Origin of the sequence: Streptomyces sp. NBC_00503 (genome assembly GCF_036346895.1) — a bacterium.
GTDB lineage: Bacteria > Actinomycetota > Actinomycetes > Streptomycetales > Streptomycetaceae > Streptomyces.
The window spans coordinates 1,600,341-1,617,920 of the sequence record NZ_CP107855.1 but is presented as its reverse complement, the minus strand read 5'-3'; the positions used below and the strand labels follow the sequence as shown (position 1 = coordinate 1,617,920).

The following is a 17,580-nucleotide window of genomic DNA, read 5'->3' as shown; positions in this document are numbered from 1 at the left end:
ATCACTCACTGTGACGTAATGAATACGAGGTGACTATAGGGGCGGGCGCGCGACGGGCGCAGTGCATTGCGGGGACCGTCCAGACGTGCGAATGTCCGCCGGCTCGAAGGCGCCGGCGGACTGGTGGGAGCTCCTCTGCCTGTGCGGCAAGATCCGAAAGGGACGGCCTAACGCCCGCGGGGCTTGCCGCGCTTGCCGGTGGACTTGGCCGTGGCCTTGCCGCCCTTGGGGGCGCCGGCGCGCGGGTTCCTGGCCGTCGGCTTGCCGCCCGACTTCGGGGCCGGCTTGCGCTGCGGCTTCGCCTTCTTCGGCTCGGGCTCCGGCTGGGTGCGGCCGCGGCCGCGGGAGCTGTTGACCGTCCGCCCGCGCACGATCCCGATGAACTCCTCCACCAGGTCGGGGGTCTCGTCCTCCTCGGGCCAGGACAGCGCCACGCGCGAGGCGGGGGCGTCCAGGAGGGTGCGGTACGTCAGGTCCTTGCGGTGGTGCAGACGCGCGAGCGACTGCGGAACGGCGAGCACCCCGATCCCCGCCGCCACCAGCTCGATCGCGTCGGCGGTGGTCTCGGGGCGCTGCAGTGCGGGCTTGCCCGGCAGCTGCTCCCAGTCGAGGGTGTCGTCGAGCGGGTGGAGCACGATCTCGTCGGCCAGATCTGCGAGCGAGACCTCCTCGGCCGACGCGACGAGGTGGTCCTTGGGGATCACGACGACCGTGGTCTCGGTGTAGAGCGGGATCGCGCTGAGGTCCGTACGGTCGATCGGCAGCCGGACGAATCCGGCGTCGGCGCCGCGCTCCCGCAGCAGGGCGGGGGCTTCGGCGGGGGTGACCGGGATCAGGGTCAGCGGGACGTCGGGCAGCCGCTCCTTCCAGACCCGGACCCACTTGGTGGGCGTCACCCCGGGTACGTACGCGAGCTTGAACGTCGGGGGTGTCCGGGAGTCTGTCACCCGGCCAGATTACCGGCCGTGGTCGGAGGGGGCGCACACGCTCTATACCCTTGACACCATGACGTCGCAGCAGAACGCCCAGACCATGAAGCCCGCGACCGCGGCGAAGAAGCTGGGTGTGTACCTAGAGGCCACCCCCGCAGAGTTCCAGGAGGGTGTCGTCTCGCGCACCGAGCTGGCCGCCCTCCAGACCGAGCCGCCCCAGTGGCTGCAGGACCTCCGGAACAACGGTCCGCACCCCCGTCCGGTGGTCGCGGCGAAGCTCGGGATCTCCATCTCCGGCCTGGCCCGCGGCGGTGTCACCGAGGCGCTCACCACCGAGCAGATCGAGGCGCTGAAGGAGGACATGCCCGAGTGGCTCGCCAAGGAGCGCGCCACCCAGGCCGATGTCCGCAAGGAGACCGTCCGCATCAAGCAGATGCAGGCCGAGAAGGCGGAGAAGGCCGAGAAGGGCGCCAAGGGCGAGAAGTAGGCCCGACCTCGAGCCAGTAGGCCCGATCCCGAGCCAATAGGCCCGATCCCGAGCCGGGCCCCGTGCGGGGCCCGGTTTTGCAGCACCGGACGGCTGCCGTCCGCCGCCCCCGGCGTGCCATGCTGGTGCACGTGATGCTTGAGGACCTGGTGCGGCTGCGCCGTGCCCGCGATGCGATGGACCGCGATTACGCGAGCCCGCTGGACGTCGCGGCACTGGCGGGCATCGCCCTCATGTCGCCGGGGCACTTCTCCCGCAGTTTCCGCGCGGCCTTCGGCGAGACCCCGTACAGCTACCTGATGACCCGCCGCGTCGAGCGGGCGAAGGCGCTGCTGCGCCGGGGCGACCTGAGCGTCACCGAGGTCTGCTTCGAGGTCGGCTGTACCTCGCTGGGGTCCTTCAGCTCGCGCTTCGCCGAGCTGGTCGGCGAGAGCCCCAGCGCCTACCGGGCCCGTTCCCACGAGGCGGGCGCCGCCCTCCCGGCCTGCGTGTCCAAGATCCTGACGCGCCCGGTGAGGAACCCCCGGCCGGGCGGTCCCGCGGCGGCCGGCCCCGACTTCGCACCGTAGCGCGGGCGGGGCGACCGTACGGCCCGCCCCGGCGAAGCCGTCCATGCCTGCCCGTTTCCCCACCGCGTGGCCGACCCCGGAACCCTTTGCATAAAACTGCGGAGATACGTATAGTCATGCCATCGATGAGGAGGGTCCGATGGTGGTACGTGTAGCGGTGGCCGGTGCGAGTGGATATGCGGGCGGAGAGCTCCTGCGCCTGCTCCTGGCCCACCCCGAAGTCGAGATCGGCGCGCTGACCGGGAACTCCAACGCCGGGCAGCTGCTCGGTTCGCTCCAGCCGCACCTGGTGCCGCTGGCCGGCCGGACCCTGGAGGCGACCACGCCCGAGGCGCTCGCCGGGCACGATGTCGTCTTCCTGGCGCTGCCCCACGGGCAGTCCGCCGCCGTCGCCGCCCAGCTGGGCGAGGACGTCCTCGTCGTCGACATGGGCGCCGACCACCGGCTCAAGGACTCCGCCGACTGGGACAAGTTCTACGGCGCCCCGCACGCCGGGACCTGGCCCTACGGCCTCCCCGAGCTGCCCGGAGCCCGCGCCGCGCTGGCCGGCAGCAAGCGCATCGCCGTGCCCGGGTGCTACCCGACGGCCGTCTCGCTCGCGCTCTTCCCCGCCTACGCCGCGCAGCTCGCCGAGCCCGAAGCCGTGATCGTCGCCGCCACCGGCACCTCCGGGGCCGGCAAGGCGCTCAAGCCGCACCTGCTCGGCTCCGAGGTCATGGGCTCCATGAGCCCGTACGGGGTCGGCGGCGGCCACCGCCACACGCCCGAGATGATCCAGAACCTCAGTCCCCTCGCCGGTGAGCGGGTCTCGGTGTCGTTCACGCCGATGCTGGCGCCCATGCCCCGCGGCATCCTCGCCACCTGCTCCGCCAAGGCGCTCCCCGGCACCACCGCCGACGCGGTCCGCGCCGCGTACGAGAAGGCGTACGCCGACGAGCCCTTCGTGCACCTGCTGCCCGAGGGGCAGTGGCCGGCGACCGCGTCCGTCTACGGTTCCAACGCCGTTCACATCCAGGTCGCGTACGACGAAGCCGCCCAGCGGATCATCGCGATCAGCGCCATCGACAACCTCACCAAGGGCACCGCCGGCGGCGCTGTCCAGAGCATGAACATCGCCCTCGGGCTCCACGAGAGCCTGGGTCTTTCCACGATCGGAGTCGCACCGTGAGTGTCACGGCAGCACAGGGGTTCACGGCAGCCGGCATCGCCGCCGGGATCAAGTCGAACGGCAACCCGGACCTCGCCCTCGTCGTCAACAAGGGCCCGCGCCTGGCCGCAGCCGGCGTCTTCACCTCCAACCGTGTCAAGGCCGCACCCGTCCACTGGTCCGAGCAGGTGCTGCGCGGCGCCGCCGTCAGTGCGGTGGTCCTCAACTCCGGCGGGGCCAACGCCTGCACCGGCCCCAAGGGCTTCCAGGACACCCACGCCACCGCCGAGAAGGTCGCCGAGGCCCTGGGCGCCGGGGTCAACGCCGGCGAGGTCGCCGTCGCCTCCACCGGCCTGATCGGCGTACTGCTCCCCATGGACAAGCTGCTCCCCGGCATCGACGCCGCGGTCGCCGCGCTCAGCGCCGACGGCGGCGAGGCCGCCGCCATCGCCATCAAGACCACCGACACCGTGCACAAGACCGCCACGGTCTCGCAGGACGGCTGGACGGTCGGCGGCATGGCCAAGGGTGCGGGCATGCTCGCCCCGGGCCTGGCCACCATGCTCGTCGTCCTCACCACCGACGCCGACCTGGACAGCGCCACCCTCGACAAGGCGCTGCGCTCCGCGACCCGCAAAACCTTCGACCGGGTCGACTCCGACGGCTGCATGTCCACCAACGACACCGTGCTGCTGCTCGCCTCGGGCGCGTCCGGCCAGGTGCCGGCCTACGAGGCGTTCGCGGAAGCCGTCCGCACCGTCTGCGACGACCTGGCCCGCCAGCTGATCGGCGACGCCGAGGGCGCCAGCAAGGACATCCGCATCGAGGTCATCGGCGCGGCCACCGAGGACGACGCGGTCGAGGTCGGCCGGTCGATCGCCCGCAACAACCTGCTCAAGTGCGCCATCCACGGCGAGGACCCCAACTGGGGACGGGTCCTCTCCGCCATCGGCACCACGAAGGCCGCCTTCGACCCGGACCGCCTCAACGTCGCCATCAACGACGTGTGGGTCTGCAAGAACGGCTCGGTCGGCGAGGACCGCGACCTGGTGAGCATGAAGGGCCGCGAGGTCCGCATCACCGCCGACCTGTCCACCGGCTCCGAGTCCGCGGTCATCTGGGCCAACGACCTGACGGCCGAGTACGTCCACGAGAACAGCGCGTACTCCTCATGAGCACCGCACGCAAGCACACCGCGCTGCCCAAGGCCCAGATCCTCATCGAGGCCCTGCCCTGGCTGACCCGCCACAACGGCAAGGTCGTCGTCATCAAGTTCGGCGGCAACGCCATGATCGACGAGGACCTGAAGGCGGCCTTCGCCCAGGACGTGGTCTTCCTGCGCCAGGCCGGCCTCAAGCCGGTCGTCGTGCACGGCGGCGGCCCGCAGATCAACGCCCAGCTGGACAAGCAGGGCCTGATCAGCGAGTTCAAGGCCGGTCTGCGCGTCACCACGCCGGAGGCGATGGACGTCGTACGGATGGTCCTGGCCGGGCAGGTCCAGCGCGAGCTGGTCGGGCTGCTCAACCAGCACGGGCCGCTCGCCGTCGGCATGACCGGCGAGGACGCCCACACCATCACCGCCACCAAGCACACCCCCGAGATCGACGGCGAGCTCGTCGACATCGGACGGGTCGGCGAGATCACCGCCATCGACACCGGCGCGATCGAGGCCCTGCTGGCGGACGGCCGGATCCCGGTCATCTCCTCCATCGCGCGCAGCGCCGACGACCACCACGTGTACAACGTGAACGCCGACACGGCCGCCGCGGCGCTCGCCGCCGCACTCGGCGCCGAGACGCTGATGGTCCTCACCGACGTGGAGGGGCTCTACGCGGACTGGCCCAACAGCGACGAGGTCATCAGCCGGCTCACCGTCAGCGAGCTGGAGAAGCTGCTCCCCGAGCTGTCGAGCGGCATGGTCCCCAAGATGGAGGGCTGCCTGCACGCCGTCCGCAGCGGTGTGACCACCGCGAGGGTGATCGACGGCCGGGTCCAGCACTCGATCCTGCTGGAGATCTTCACGGACGAGGGAATCGGCACGATGGTCGTGCCCGACGCACAGGCAGTCGATACACCGGGAGGGGACCCCGCATGACCGGCAACCAGGAGTACGCGACCCGCTGGCAGGGGTCGCTGACCAACAACTACGGCACGCCCGCGCTGGCCCTCGTACGCGGCGCCGGCGCCCAGGTGTGGGACGCGGACGGCAAGCAGTACACCGACTTCGTGGGCGGGATCGCGGTCAACGCCCTCGGCCACGCCCACCCGGCGATCGTCTCCGCCGTGACCGGGCAGGTCTCCACCCTCGGCCACGTCTCCAACCTCTACGCCTCCGAGCCGGTCCTCGCGCTCGGCGAGCGGCTGCTCCAGCTCTTCGGCCGCGAGGGCAAGGTCTTCTTCTGCAACTCCGGCGCCGAGGCCGTCGAGGCCGCCTTCAAGATCGGCCGGCTGACCGGGCGGACCCACATGGTCGCCACCGACGGCGGCTTCCACGGCCGCACCATGGGCGCCCTGGCGCTCACCGGCCAGCCCAAGAAGCAGGACCCCTTCCGCCCGCTGCCCGGTGACGTCACGCACGTCCCGTACGGCGATGTGGAGGCCCTGCGGGCCGCCGTCACCGAAGAGACCGCGCTCGTGATCATCGAGCCGATCCAGGGCGAGAACGGCGTGGTCGTCCCGCCCGCGGGCTATCTGACGGCCGCCCGCGAGATCACCCGCGCCACCGGCACCCTGCTCGTCCTCGACGAGGTGCAGACCGGCATCGGCCGCTGCGGCCAGTGGTTCGAACACCAGGCCCACGAGGGCGCCCTGCCCGACCTCGTCACGCTCGCGAAGGGTCTCGGCGGCGGACTGCCGATCGGCGCCTTGGCCGCCTTCGGCCCGGCCGCCGATCTGCTCCAGCCCGGCCAGCACGGCACCACCTTCGGCGGCAACCCGATCGCGTGCGCCGCCGGCCTCGCCGTCATCGACACCATCGCGTCCGAGGGGCTCCTCGGCCAGGTCAAGGAGCGCGGGGAGCGGCTGCGGAGCGGAATCGAAGGATTCGCACACCCGCTCGTCTCGCATGTCCGCGGTGCGGGGCTTCTGCTGGGTATCGTGCTGACCGAGCCGCTCGCACCGCAGGTGCAGCGCGCGGCTCAGGACGCCGGCTTCCTGGTCAACGCGCCCGCCCCCGACGTCGTACGGCTCATGCCCCCGTACGTGCTCACCGAGGCCGAGGCGGACGCGTTCCTCCAGGCCCTGCCGGGCGTGCTGAACGCAGCGAAGTCCGCCGCGGACGTGGACGGATGATCAATCGGGGAATGGGACGACGATGAGTCAGGCGCAGGAACACGAATCGAACGGCCAGTCCGTTCCGCAGACTCGCACCGCCCGCCACCGCCGGATCGTGGACATCCTCAACCGGCAGCCGGTCCGCTCCCAGAGCCAGCTGGCCAAGCTGCTCGCCGACGACGGACTGAGCGTCACCCAGGCGACGCTCAGCCGCGACCTCGACGAGCTCGGCGCGGTGAAGATCCGCAACACGGGCGGCGAGCTGATCTACGCGGTCCCCAGCGAGGGCGGCTTCCGCACCCCGCAGGCACCCCTCGGCGAGTCGGCGAAGGAGGAGCGCATGCGGCGCCTCTCCGGAGAACTGCTGATCTCGGCGGAGGCCTCCGCGAACCTCGTGGTCCTGCGCACCCCGCCGGGTGCGGCCCAGTTCCTCGCCTCGGCGATCGACCAGGCCGAGCTCCAGGCGATCCTCGGCACGATCGCGGGCGACGACACGCTGATGCTGATCAGCCGGGACCCGGCGGGCGGCCAGGCACTGGCCGACCACCTGCTGCGGCTGGCCCAGAAGGAAAGCTGACGCGGCAGGAGAACTGACGCGGCAGGAGAGCTGACGCGGGGCCCGCGCAGGGCCGTCAGTACCGGGTGACCGCCAGGGGCCCGGACTCCGTACCGATCGCGATGTGCGGGTGCCTGCGCGGGTTCGCCCAGCGCAGGATCTCCCGCATGGCACCCTCCGGGACGGACACGCAGCCGGCCGTGGCGCCCCTGCCGTTGACGTGCAGGAAGATGCCCGCGCCCCGGCCCCGTACCGGCCGGTCGTAGTTGAAGGCGATGACCAGCGCGTGCGCGTACTGCTTCGCGTACCCGGCCAGGTGCTCGGCCTCGCCCGGCGCGCAGTCCGCGGGCAGCGGCTCCACCCAGCGGTTGTAGCTGCCCGAGGCGTTGTCCTGGCACCACCAGGAGGCCGGGGTCACCCGCCGGTAGCCGACCTGCGTCCCCGCCGGGGCGTGCGCGATGCCGAAGGCGTACGGGAGTGCGTACAGGCCGGCCGGCGTGGTGTCGGTGCCCTGGGTGCGGGTCGCGCCCTCGGTCAGGCCGTTCGCCCCGAAGCGGGCCGGCGCGCTGCCGGCCTCGTACCAGCGCCCCGCCCGCCGGTCCCACCAGGTCACCCGTCCCGACGTGGAGCCGGGCGCGGGGGCGACCGCGGTGATCAGCTGGCTGCCGCCGCCGGTGTCGGCGAGCCGGGCGGCCAGCGGCGGCGAGCCATGGGGGCCTTGCAGGATCAGGGTGGTGACGGCCAGTGAGGCGGCGAGAAGCGCGGTACGCAGCACACGTCAGACGGTACGGGGCGGGAGGGGCAGCGGCAGCGCAGGCAGGCCGTCGACGCTCACCCCGATGAACTCCTTCTTCTCGCAGTACGCGTTGAACTCCTCGTCCGTCTTGCGGCCGAAGTACTCCGCGTGGAGGGTGCGCTCGCCCTGGTACTCCATGAAGGGGATGGCGTAGCCGCACACGTCCGCGATCCGACGGGCCTTGACGAGGATGACGGCGCGCGCCGAGGGTCCGTCGGCGTCCCCGAACAGCTCGACCAGCCCCTCCCAGCGAGGGTCGTCGCGGAAGACGGCCTCGCCGTCGCCGTGGATGCGCACGATGTTCGGCGGCCCGGAGAACGCGCACCACATCAGTGTGATGCGGCCGTTCTCGCGGACGTGGGCGATGGTCTCCGCGCCGCTGCCCCCGAAGTCCAGGTAGGCGAGGGTCTGCTCGTCGATGACGACGAGGGTTCCGGCGCGGCCCTTGGGGGAGAGGTTGATGTGCCCGTCACCGGACAGCGGAGCGGTGGCGGTGAAGAAGATCGGCTGCTCCTCGATGAACTTGCGCAGCCGGCCGTCGATACGTTCGTAGAGCTTTCCCATGAGCCGATTATCAGTCAGGGTGACCCGGCCCCGGTCAAGGGGATTTCAGCTGGTGGGACCGAGCCGGGAGCGGAGCAGAGCCAGCTGGTAGTCGCCGAACAGGTGCGCCGACCGCGTGAGCAGCCCGCCGAGTTCGGCCGCGTCCCCTTCGCCCGCGCGCAGGCCGGCCTGCCAGTCCCAGAGGGACACGGTCTCCCGTGCCGTCTCGCGCAGCCCGGGATCGGAGTCCTCCAGCAGGGCCACCGAAGCCCGCAGCCCGGCGATCCCGCCCCGCTCGCGCAGCAGCCGGAAGGCCGCCCGACGGATGTGCAGGGGCCGTTCGGGGGCGATGCGCTCGGCGAGGTGGTCGGGGTCCAGCCGCCGGGCCACCGGGAGCAGGCTCAGCGAGGCCTCGCGGGTGACCGACGCCGAGGGCTCGTCGAGCAGGCGGATCAGCACCGCGTCCTCCACGTGGCCGTTCATCCGGCGCAGCCCCGCCAGGGCGGCGGCCCGCACCGCGCCCTCGGGATGCTCCAGCAGGCCGCGCACAAGCGGCGCGTCGGGGCGCCCGGCGCATTCGGCGAAGCCGGTCACCGCGTACGGGGAGACCGGCTCGGGGCCTTCGAGCAGTGCGCGGTAGTGCGCGTACGGGTCCCCGCCGTCCTGTTTGACCAGCCAGCGCGCGCAGGCCCGTACGAGGCTGGACCGGTCGACGAGGTGCCGGGAGGCCTCCCGGGCCCGCCCGGACCGGCGCAGCGCGGTGACCCCGGCGGCGCGGACCATCGGGATCCGGGCGCGGAGCAGGGTGTCGACGGCTTCGTCGTCCGGCCCGTCGGCGGCGAGCGCCGCCAGGGCCGCGTCGTTCCACAGCCGGGCCGTCAGCGGGTCCGGCTCCGCGGCTGCCCGCCGCGCGAGCTCCCGTACGCCGATCCCGTGCCCCGGGGCCACGGCCAGCCGGGCCGCGAACTGCCGGGTCGCCAGGTCGCGGCTCAGGTGCAGCCGGTCCACGACGGAGGTGCGCTGCGCGTCGGTCAGCGACTTCGGGCCCGATGTCGTCGATAGCTGCTCGGGACGCCACCATGCGGCGAAGACGGAGTCCCGGCCGCCCAGGGCGGCCTCCAACTGCTGCACCGCCCAGGCGCCGTGCTCGCGCCGGCCCAGCCGCAGGACGAGCGGGGCGAGAGCGGGCAGCGCGTCTTCCGGGTCCTTGGCCACGGCTCCGCCGAGCACCTCCCGGGCGCGTTCGCGGACCGCCGGGACCCAGTCGGTGCACCGGATCAGGACCAGCTCCGGCGGCGGGAACCGCGACGCTCCAAGCGCGGCCGCGCGGACCCGCCCGTCGGCGTGGCACAGCCGGGCCTCGACCCGGGTGCTCCTCAGGACCCCGTACGCGGTGTATTGCAGGCGCCGCACCTCCTTGTCGAAGGCGATCCAGGCCCTTGGCCCGGTCCAGGTCTCGGGCCCGGTCCAGACTTTCGGTTCGGTCCAGGTGAGCCGGCCGCCGACGGCCGTGCCGTCCCCGCCCAGCAGAGCCGCCGCGGCGGCGCGCCCCTTCTCCGCTTCCTGCCCCATGTCCCGCACAATGCCCTCCCCGAATCGCCTCGCCCGCCGATCGTAGGCGGGTGATCGCGGTCGCGCCGCTGATATTCGGGCTGGTCAGGCCCTTGCGCGGGGCGTAATTGACGAAACATACGGAGTAGTGCATAGTTATGCCTGTCGTTGAATGCACCGTAAGGAGAAACCCGTGACCGAGCGCGTCGTACTCGCCTACTCGGGCGGCCTGGACACCTCCGTCGCCATCGGCTGGATCGCCGAGGAGACGGGCGCCGAGGTCATCGCTGTCGCCGTGGACGTCGGCCAGGGCGGCGAGGACCTGGACGTCATCCGCAAGCGTGCGCTCGACTGCGGTGCGGTCGAGGCTGAGGTCGCGGACGCCTCGGACGAGTTCGCCAATGAGTACTGCCTCCCGGCGATCAAGGCGAACGCCCTCTACATGGACCGCTACCCGCTGGTCTCGGCCCTTTCCCGGCCGGCCATCGTCAAGCACCTGGTCGCCGCCGCCAAGAAGCACGGCGCCACGACCGTCGCCCACGGCTGCACCGGCAAGGGCAACGACCAGGTCCGCTTCGAGGCGGGCATCGTCGCCCTCGCCCCGGACCTCAAGTGCATCGCCCCGGTCCGCGACTACGCGATGACCCGGGACAAGGCCATCGCCTTCGCCGAGAAGGCGAACCTGCCGATCGCCACCACCAAGAAGTCCCCGTACTCCATCGACCAGAACGTCTTCGGGCGCGCCGTCGAGACGGGCTTCCTGGAGGACATCTGGAACGCGCCGATCGAGGACATCTACGAGTACACCTCGAACCCGTCCCTGCCGCGCGAGGCCGACGAGGTCGTCATCTCCTTCAAGGAGGGCGTCCCGGTCGCCATCGACGGCAAGCCCGTCACCGTGCTCCAGGCGATCCAGCAGCTCAACGACCGCGCCGGCGCCCAGGGCATCGGCCGGATCGACATCGTCGAGGACCGCCTCGTCGGCATCAAGTCCCGCGAGGTCTACGAGGCTCCCGGCGCGATCGCCCTGATCACCGCCCACCAGGAGCTGGAGAACGTCACCGTCGAGCGCGAGCTGGCCCGCTACAAGCGGCAGGTCGAGCAGCGCTGGGGCGAGATGGTCTACGACGGCCTGTGGTTCTCCCCGCTCAAGCGGGCGCTGGACGGCTTCATCAACGAGGCCAACCAGCACGTCACCGGCGACATCCGGATGACCCTGCACGGCGGCCGCGCCGTCGTCACCGGCCGCAAGTCCGACGAGTCGCTGTACGACTTCAACCTCGCGACCTACGACTCGGGCGACACCTTCGACCAGTCGAAGGCCCAGGGCTTCATCGAGATCTTCGGTCTCTCCGCGAAGATCGCGGCGCGCCGCGACCTCGCCTGATCCCACACGCTGTACAAACGGCCTCCCCGTTACCTCCGCGGCGGGGAGGCCGACGCACATCCCAAGTCATGCAGTCATGAGGAGCAGTAGCTGTGAGCAGCAACAACGGTGGTGACGTCCGGCTCTGGGGCGGCCGGTTCGCCGACGGTCCCGCCGAGGCCCTCGCGAAGCTGTCCGCGTCGGTCCACTTCGACTGGCGCCTGGCGCCGTACGACATCGCCGGCTCCCGTGCCCACGCACGGGTGCTCGCCAAGGCGGGCCTGCTCACGGCCGAAGAGCTCGACCGCATGATCGACGGCCTGAACCGGCTCGAAGCCGACGTGGCGGACGGCTCCTTCGTCGGCACCATCGCCGACGAGGACGTCCACACCGCCCTGGAGCGCGGCCTGCTGGAGCGGCTCGGCGCCGACCTCGGCGGCAAGCTGCGCGCCGGCCGGTCCCGCAACGACCAGGTCGCCACCCTCTTCCGGATGTACCTGCGCGACCACGCCCGGACTGTCGGCGGCCTGATCGCCGAGCTCCAGGACGCGCTGGTCGGCCTGGCCGAGACGCACGCGGATGTGGCCATGCCGGGCCGGACCCACCTGCAGCACGCGCAGCCGGTGCTCTTCGCCCACCACGTGCTGGCCCACGTGCAGTCCCTGTCCCGGGACGCGGAGCGGCTGCGCCAGTGGGACACCCGGACCGCGGTCTCCCCGTACGGCTCGGGCGCCCTGGCGGGCTCCTCGCTCGGCCTGGACCCGGAGGCCGTCGCCGCCGAGCTGGGCTTCGAGCGCGGCTCGGTCGGCAACTCCATCGACGGCACGGCCTCGCGCGACTTCGTCGCCGAGTTCGCCTTCATCACCGCGATGATCGGGATCAACCTGTCCCGGATCGCGGAGGAGATCATCATCTGGAACACGAAGGAGTTCTCCTTCGTGACCCTGCACGACGCCTTCTCCACCGGGTCGTCGATCATGCCGCAGAAGAAGAATCCGGACATCGCGGAGCTGGCGCGGGGCAAGTCGGGGCGCCTCATCGGCAACCTGACCGGCCTGCTGGCCACGCTGAAGGCCCTTCCGCTGGCCTACAACCGCGACCTCCAGGAGGACAAGGAGCCGGTCTTCGACTCCTGCGACACCCTCGAGGTCCTGCTCCCCGCCTTCACGGGGATGATGGCGACCCTCACGGTCAACCGGGAGCGGATGGAGGAGCTGGCTCCGGCGGGCTTCTCGCTGGCCACCGACATCGCCGAGTGGCTGGTCAAGCAGGGCGTCCCGTTCCGGGTGGCGCACGAGGTCGCGGGCGAGTGCGTCAAGGAGTGCGAGGGGCTCGGCATCGAGCTCGACGAGCTCACCGACGAGCAGTTCGCGAAGATCTCGGAGCACCTGACGCCGGAGGTCCGCACGGTCCTCAACGTCAAGGGCGCGCTGGCCTCCCGCGACGGCCGCGGCGGCACCGCCCCGTCGGCGGTCGCCATCCAGCTCACGGAGCTCAAGGCCGACCTGGTCATCCAGCACGCCTGGGCCGCGCACAAGCAGTAGTCACCAGTCCGCAGTGCCCCGAGGGGCGGTGGGAGCCGGCGCCGGCTCCCACCGCCCCTCGGGCGTGTGCGGGTGTCAGCAGACGATGGTGATCGAGAACGGCCGGTCGCTGTCCACGGCGGCGCTGCCGCCGCTGGACGGGGTCGCGGTGCGGATGAAGAGGGTGTTCGCGTTCACCTGTCCGACCAGGATGGAAGAGTTGCCCGGACCGGGGTCGTTCCCGCCGTTGGTGTTGATGGTGCCCAGGAGGGCGCACCCGTTGAGACCACCGGACGTGGTGATGTTGTAGCGGCCGATGCCGAACTTGTTGATCCCGGTGATGCCCTGCCCGCCCAGGATCTGCCCGTTCGCGGCGACCTTGGCCCAGGCGGTGGTGGTCGCCGCCAGCTGGGCGGCCCGGTGCGGCTCGGCCGACGCCGAGGACACCGCGACCGCGCCACCGATCGTGAGCGCCATCGCGGCGGCCCCGAGGGTCAGCTTCTTGGACACGTTCATGGTTCTCTCCGGTAGGAGCGCTCGAATCAGCCTTCGGATCCACCGGCCCACCCGGCCAGCGCGTCGAAGTCGGCCCGGACCAGGCCGATCTGCTCGTCGATCCGCAGCAGCAGGGCGTGCGCGGGATGGTGCTGCTCGACGTACTCGCGGTCCAGGTCCGTGATGTCGTCGTCGATCCAGGCGAAGGGCCGGTTCCCCGCGTACTCCAGGATGTACTGGGTCTTCCAGAAGGTCCCGCGCGGCGCCCGTCCGTGCATCTGGGGCCAGTCGATGTACGGGAGCCTGGGCAGGCCCAGGTGCGGGCCTATCCAGTCGTTCGCCTCGTCCTTCCAGGTCGTCGCCCACACCAGTTCGTACGCGTCCGCCAGCGCGAGCAGCTCCGCGCCGTGGTCCGGATTCAGCCAGACCCGCAGCGGCTTCGCGCTCTCGGCCTCCCGCCAGCCCGTGGGTCGCATCCGGTGCGTCGCATACCCGGCGGGACGGCGCTGGGCCTTGGCCGCGTAGGGGTTCAGGGGGCCGTCCACGTCGATCAGCAGCAGCGGCCTGGCGTGCGGGTTCTTCGCCGTCTTCGTCATTTCGGAAGGATTCCTTTCGTGCCCCGGTGGGGCACTCCATTTATTCAATGAGACATGACTGTCTCATTCGGGGTATGCTCGTCTCATGGCCATGGATCGTGATCAGGTGCTCCGCTCTGCCGCCGCCCTGCTCTCCCGCAAATCGACCGCGACGATGGACGAGGTCGCGCGAGCGGCCGGCATCGGCCGCGCGACCCTCCACCGGCACTTCGCCGGGCGCGACGCCCTCGTACGGGCGCTCGAAGAGCTCGGCATCCGGGAGTTCGAGGCGGCGTTCGACAACGCCCGCCTAGAGGAGGGACCGGCCCCGGAGGCGCTCAAACGCCTCGTCGCCGAGGCGGAGCCCAACGGCGAGCTGCTGGCCTTCCTCGTCACCGAGAACCAGCTCTTCGAGGGCGACCAGGTCAACGAGGGCTGGGCCCGGCTCGACGCCCGCGTCGGCGCGCTCTTCCGGCGCGGCCAGCAAGAGGGCGACATTCGGATCGACCTGAGCCCCGCATGGCTCACCGAGGCCTTCTTCGGCCTCGTCGGCACCTGCGCCTGGGCCGTCATGGACGGTCGGGTCGCGACGAAAGACTTTCAGTACATGATCACCGAGTTGCTGCTCGGTGGCGCAAGACGGAGTGTGGAGAAATGAGCCGTACCGAACAGCTGACCCAGGCGAAGGGGACGGAGGGCAGGAGTCCGGGGCGCTGGGTCGCGCTCTCCGTGCTCGTCCTGGCCGTCCTGCTGGTCGCGGTCGACGCCACCGTACTCGGTCTCGCCACGCCCTCCCTCAGCGAGGACCTCAAGCCGTCCGGCACCCAGCTGCTGTGGATCGGCGACATCTACTCCTTCGTCATCGCCGGACTGCTCGTCTCCATGGGCTCCCTCGGCGACCGCATCGGCCGAAAGAAGCTCCTGCTCGTCGGCGCGACCGCCTTCGGCGCCGTCTCGGTCCTCAACGCCTACGCGACCAGCCCCGAGATGATGATCGTCGCCCGCGCCCTGCTCGGCGTGGCCGGCGCGACCCTGATGCCCTCCACCCTCGCGCTGATCCGCAACATCTTCCACGACCCCAAGGAGCGCAGCCTCGCCATCGGTATCTGGGGCGCCACCGCCTCCGCCGGCGCCGCTGTGGGCCCGGTCGTCGGCGGAGCCCTGCTCCAGCACTTCTGGTGGGGTTCGGTCTTCCTCATCAACCTCCCCGTGATGATCGTCCTGGTCATCGTCGGCATCAAGCTGCTGCCCGAGTCCAAGAACCCGGTCTCGGGCCCCTGGGACCTGGTCAGCGTCGGACTCTCCCTCGTCGGCATCATCGGCGTGGTCTACGCCGTCAAGCAGGTCGCCACCCACGGCATGGGCTGGGAGGTGTGGGCGGCCGCCGCCATCGGCGCGGGCGCGCTCTACGCCTTCGTACGCCGTCAGTTCACCCTGACCGCCCCGCTCCTGGACATGCGGCTCTTCAAGCACCGCGGCTTCTCCGGCGCGGTCCTCGCCGATCTGCTCACCGTCTTCGGACTGTCCGGACTGGTCTTCTTCCTCTCGCAGTTCCTCCAGCTCGTCCAGGGCCGCGAGCCGCTCGAAGCCGGCCTGGCCGAACTGCCCGCCGCCATCGGCGCGGTGGTCACCGGCCTGGTCGCGGGCAAGTACGCCCGCAAGTACGGGGTACGGGCCATCGTGACCGGAGGCCTCGCCGCCATCGGCATCGCCCTGGCCGCGCTCACCGTCATCCACAAGGAGACCGGCTACCCGCTGCTCGGCGCGGCCCTGCTCATCGTCGGCCTCGGCGCGGGCTTCTCCTTCACCGTCACCGCCGACGTGATCCTCTCCAGCGTCCCCAAGGAACAGGCCGGTTCGGCCTCGGCCGTCTCCGAGACCGCGTACGAACTCGGCGCCGCCCTCGGCATCGCCCTGCTCGGCTCGGTCGTCACCGGCGTCTACCAGAGCTTCACCGCACCGGCCTCGGTCTCCGGACCCGTGGCCGACGCCGCCCACGAATCCCTCGGCGGCGCCGTCGAGGCCGCCAAGTCGCTGGACCCGGAGACCGCGCAGCGGATGGTCGGAGCCGCCCAGGACGCCTTCGTGGACGGCCTGAGGCTGGCCTCCGGCGTCGGCGCGGCCGTCCTGCTGGCCACCGCGGTGGCCGCCTGGTTCCTCCTCAAGGGCCAGGAGCTCCAGGACGGCATCGAGCACTGACGCCCAGCCAGAGGGTGGTGTCCCGCCCGGAGTTGACAGTCCGTGGAACCCCGGGACACCATCCCCGCGATGGAGATCACCGAACTGACCCCGGCCGAACGCCGCGTATGGGACGCCTTCCCGCGCGGTGAGGGTGTCGACTTCCGCGAGCACCCCGACGAGACCGGGGCGGTCGGGGAGACCTGGGGGCCGGAGCGGACCGTACGCGCCGAGGTGCTCAGCGCGTTGCTGCTCGGTGGCCCCACCGCCGCGGGACAGGTCGCGGGGATCAACATCCGGGGCGCCCGGATCGTAGGCAAGCTGAACCTCAAGTACGCCGTCGTCGAGCACCCGATCCGGCTCCGCGCCTGCTGGTTCGAGCGCAAGCCCCTGCTCTACGGGGCCCAGTTGCGGGTCTTCGTGGCCAACGACTCGACCCTTCCCGGCCTGACCGCCGACACCGTCCGGGTCGACACCTCGCTCAGGCTGTCCTGCTGCACGATCACCGGCCCCGTCCGGCTCTCCGGGGCCCGGATAGGGGGCGGCCTCTTCATCCGCCGCGCGGTCATCGGAACCCCGCAGCCCGCCGGGGAGGCCACCCAGGAGCGCCCGGAGCCCCTGCTCCAGGTCAACCATGCGGACATCGGCACCGACATCATCGCCATGGAGCTCACGGTCCACGGCCAGACCCGCATCAACGGCACCACGGTCGGGGGCCAGATCAACCTCGACGACTCCCGGCTACTGGCCCCCGGGGCCATCGCCCTGCACGCCGAGAACCTGACCGTCGGCACCGACCTGCGGGGCCACCGGCTGGAGGCCCGTGGCCTGTTCAACCTCACCGGCTCCCGGATACCGGGCCAGCTCTACCTGGGCCGCGCCGTCCTGGGCAACCCCGGCGGAGTCGCCCTGCGCGCATCCAGCTGCGTCATCGGCGAGGTCTGGCTGAACTCCGTCGCCACGATCCAGGGGACGGTGACGCTGCGCCGCTCCCAGTTCGACATGCTCCTCGTGCCGCCCACCACCTGGCCGGAGAAGATCCGCATGGAAGGGCTGACCTACCGCACCCTCGCCCCGCACCTGCCCGCCGAGGAACGGCTGCCCGCCCTGGAGCGGGAGGAGTCGGGCTACCTCCCGTACTCCTACGAACAGCTCGCCGCGTCCTACCGTACGGTCGGCGACGAGGCGGCCGCCAGGACCGTGCAGCTCGCCAAGCTGCGCCGCCACCGACGCACCCTGCCCCGCCGCGCCCGGCTCTGGGGGCTGCTCCAGGACGCCACCGTGGGCTACGGCTTCCGGCCGCTGCGCGCCGCGGGCTGGCTGCTGGCGCTGCTGATGAGCGGGACCGTCGCCTTCTGGCTGCACCACCCCCGGCCGCTCAAGGCGGGGGAGGCGCCGGAATTCAATCCGGTCTTCTACACGATCGACCTGATGCTGCCGATCATCGGCTTCGGCCAGGAGGAGGCCTTCGCGCCGGCCGGCTGGTACCAGTGGCTGTCGTACCTGCTGATCGTGACCGGCTGGGTCCTGGCCACGACGACCGCGGCGGGCGTCAGCCGGTCACTGCAGCGGCAGTAGGAGCGCTACGG

General features: G+C 71.5%; 18 protein-coding genes. 12 read left to right on the top strand and 6 right to left on the bottom strand.

What is annotated here, in order from left to right:
- Positions 1-167: 167 nt before the first annotated feature.
- On the bottom strand, positions 168-947 hold the full coding sequence (locus OG490_RS07580) for a LysR family substrate-binding domain-containing protein (RefSeq protein ID WP_330295511.1): 780 nt from the start codon (positions 945-947) through the stop codon (positions 168-170).
- 58 nt (positions 948-1,005) lie between these two features.
- On the opposite strand from OG490_RS07580, the gene OG490_RS07575 reads away from it, so the two are divergent.
- The 7 genes from OG490_RS07575 to OG490_RS07545 all read left to right on the top strand — a co-directional run bounded on the left by OG490_RS07575 (position 1,006) and on the right by OG490_RS07545 (position 6,985).
- Positions 1,006-1,419, top strand: a complete 414-nt coding sequence (locus tag OG490_RS07575; protein ID WP_330295510.1) for a DUF5997 family protein — start codon at positions 1,006-1,008, stop codon at positions 1,417-1,419.
- A gap of 131 nt (positions 1,420-1,550) precedes the next feature.
- Complete coding sequence (locus OG490_RS07570) at positions 1,551-1,988, top strand: helix-turn-helix transcriptional regulator (protein WP_330295509.1); 438 nt, start codon at positions 1,551-1,553, stop codon at positions 1,986-1,988.
- Between the two features lie 139 nt (positions 1,989-2,127).
- Positions 2,128-3,156 carry an N-acetyl-gamma-glutamyl-phosphate reductase gene (gene argC, locus OG490_RS07565; RefSeq protein WP_330295508.1) on the top strand — a complete coding sequence of 343 codons (1,029 nt, stop codon included), beginning with the start codon at positions 2,128-2,130 and terminating at the stop codon, positions 3,154-3,156.
- A complete protein-coding gene (gene argJ, locus OG490_RS07560; protein WP_330295507.1) occupies positions 3,153-4,310 on the top strand; it encodes a bifunctional glutamate N-acetyltransferase/amino-acid acetyltransferase ArgJ in 1,158 nt (385 codons plus the stop codon). The genes argC and argJ overlap by 4 nt, the downstream gene beginning before the upstream one ends.
- The gene (argB, locus tag OG490_RS07555) at positions 4,307-5,230 is read left to right on the top strand and encodes an acetylglutamate kinase (protein WP_330295506.1); all 924 of its coding nucleotides are present in this window, start codon (positions 4,307-4,309) and stop codon (positions 5,228-5,230) included. Before argJ ends, argB begins: the two co-directional genes overlap by 4 nt.
- The gene (locus tag OG490_RS07550; protein WP_330295505.1) at positions 5,227-6,426 is read left to right on the top strand and encodes an acetylornithine transaminase; all 1,200 of its coding nucleotides are present in this window, start codon (positions 5,227-5,229) and stop codon (positions 6,424-6,426) included. Before argB ends, OG490_RS07550 begins: the two co-directional genes overlap by 4 nt.
- A gap of 22 nt (positions 6,427-6,448) precedes the next feature.
- A complete protein-coding gene (locus OG490_RS07545) occupies positions 6,449-6,985 on the top strand; it encodes an arginine repressor (RefSeq protein ID WP_267761227.1) in 537 nt (178 codons plus the stop codon).
- Positions 6,986-7,040: 55 nt separating this feature from the next.
- Here the strand turns inward: OG490_RS07545 and OG490_RS07540 are convergent, their stop codons facing one another.
- The 3 genes from OG490_RS07540 to OG490_RS07530 are packed head-to-tail and all read right to left on the bottom strand — an operon-like array spanning position 7,041 to position 9,875.
- Complete coding sequence (locus OG490_RS07540; protein WP_330300815.1) at positions 7,041-7,709, bottom strand: L,D-transpeptidase family protein; 669 nt, start codon at positions 7,707-7,709, stop codon at positions 7,041-7,043.
- 33 nt (positions 7,710-7,742) lie between these two features.
- Positions 7,743-8,324 (bottom strand): pyridoxamine 5'-phosphate oxidase family protein, encoded by a 582-nt coding sequence (locus tag OG490_RS07535; RefSeq protein WP_330295504.1) that lies wholly within the window; start codon positions 8,322-8,324, stop codon positions 7,743-7,745.
- A 45-nt stretch (positions 8,325-8,369) separates the two neighbouring features.
- Positions 8,370-9,875 (bottom strand): HEAT repeat domain-containing protein, encoded by a 1,506-nt coding sequence (locus OG490_RS07530; protein ID WP_330295503.1) that lies wholly within the window; start codon positions 9,873-9,875, stop codon positions 8,370-8,372.
- A 172-nt stretch (positions 9,876-10,047) separates the two neighbouring features.
- On the opposite strand from OG490_RS07530, the gene OG490_RS07525 reads away from it, so the two are divergent.
- Positions 10,048-11,241, top strand: a complete 1,194-nt coding sequence (locus tag OG490_RS07525; RefSeq protein WP_330295502.1) for an argininosuccinate synthase — start codon at positions 10,048-10,050, stop codon at positions 11,239-11,241.
- A gap of 92 nt (positions 11,242-11,333) precedes the next feature.
- Positions 11,334-12,764: an argininosuccinate lyase gene (gene argH / locus OG490_RS07520; protein WP_330295501.1), complete on the top strand. Its 1,431-nt coding sequence runs from the start codon at positions 11,334-11,336 to the stop codon at positions 12,762-12,764.
- Positions 12,765-12,839: 75 nt separating this feature from the next.
- Here the strand turns inward: argH and OG490_RS07515 are convergent, their stop codons facing one another.
- A complete protein-coding gene (locus tag OG490_RS07515; protein ID WP_330295500.1) occupies positions 12,840-13,259 on the bottom strand; it encodes a hypothetical protein in 420 nt (139 codons plus the stop codon).
- Positions 13,260-13,285: 26 nt separating this feature from the next.
- Positions 13,286-13,834: an HAD domain-containing protein gene (locus tag OG490_RS07510; protein WP_330295499.1), complete on the bottom strand. Its 549-nt coding sequence runs from the start codon at positions 13,832-13,834 to the stop codon at positions 13,286-13,288.
- An 85-nt stretch (positions 13,835-13,919) separates the two neighbouring features.
- On the opposite strand from OG490_RS07510, the gene OG490_RS07505 reads away from it, so the two are divergent.
- The 3 genes from OG490_RS07505 to OG490_RS07495 all read left to right on the top strand — a co-directional run bounded on the left by OG490_RS07505 (position 13,920) and on the right by OG490_RS07495 (position 17,569).
- Positions 13,920-14,471, top strand: coding sequence for a TetR/AcrR family transcriptional regulator (locus tag OG490_RS07505; protein ID WP_330295498.1), 552 nt, complete (start codon positions 13,920-13,922; stop codon positions 14,469-14,471).
- On the top strand, positions 14,468-16,012 hold the full coding sequence (locus OG490_RS07500; protein ID WP_330295497.1) for an MFS transporter: 1,545 nt from the start codon (positions 14,468-14,470) through the stop codon (positions 16,010-16,012). Before OG490_RS07505 ends, OG490_RS07500 begins: the two co-directional genes overlap by 4 nt.
- Before the next feature lie 69 nt (positions 16,013-16,081).
- Positions 16,082-17,569, top strand: a complete 1,488-nt coding sequence (locus tag OG490_RS07495; protein WP_330295496.1) for a membrane-associated oxidoreductase — start codon at positions 16,082-16,084, stop codon at positions 17,567-17,569.
- The last annotated feature ends 11 nt before the right edge of the window (positions 17,570-17,580 follow it).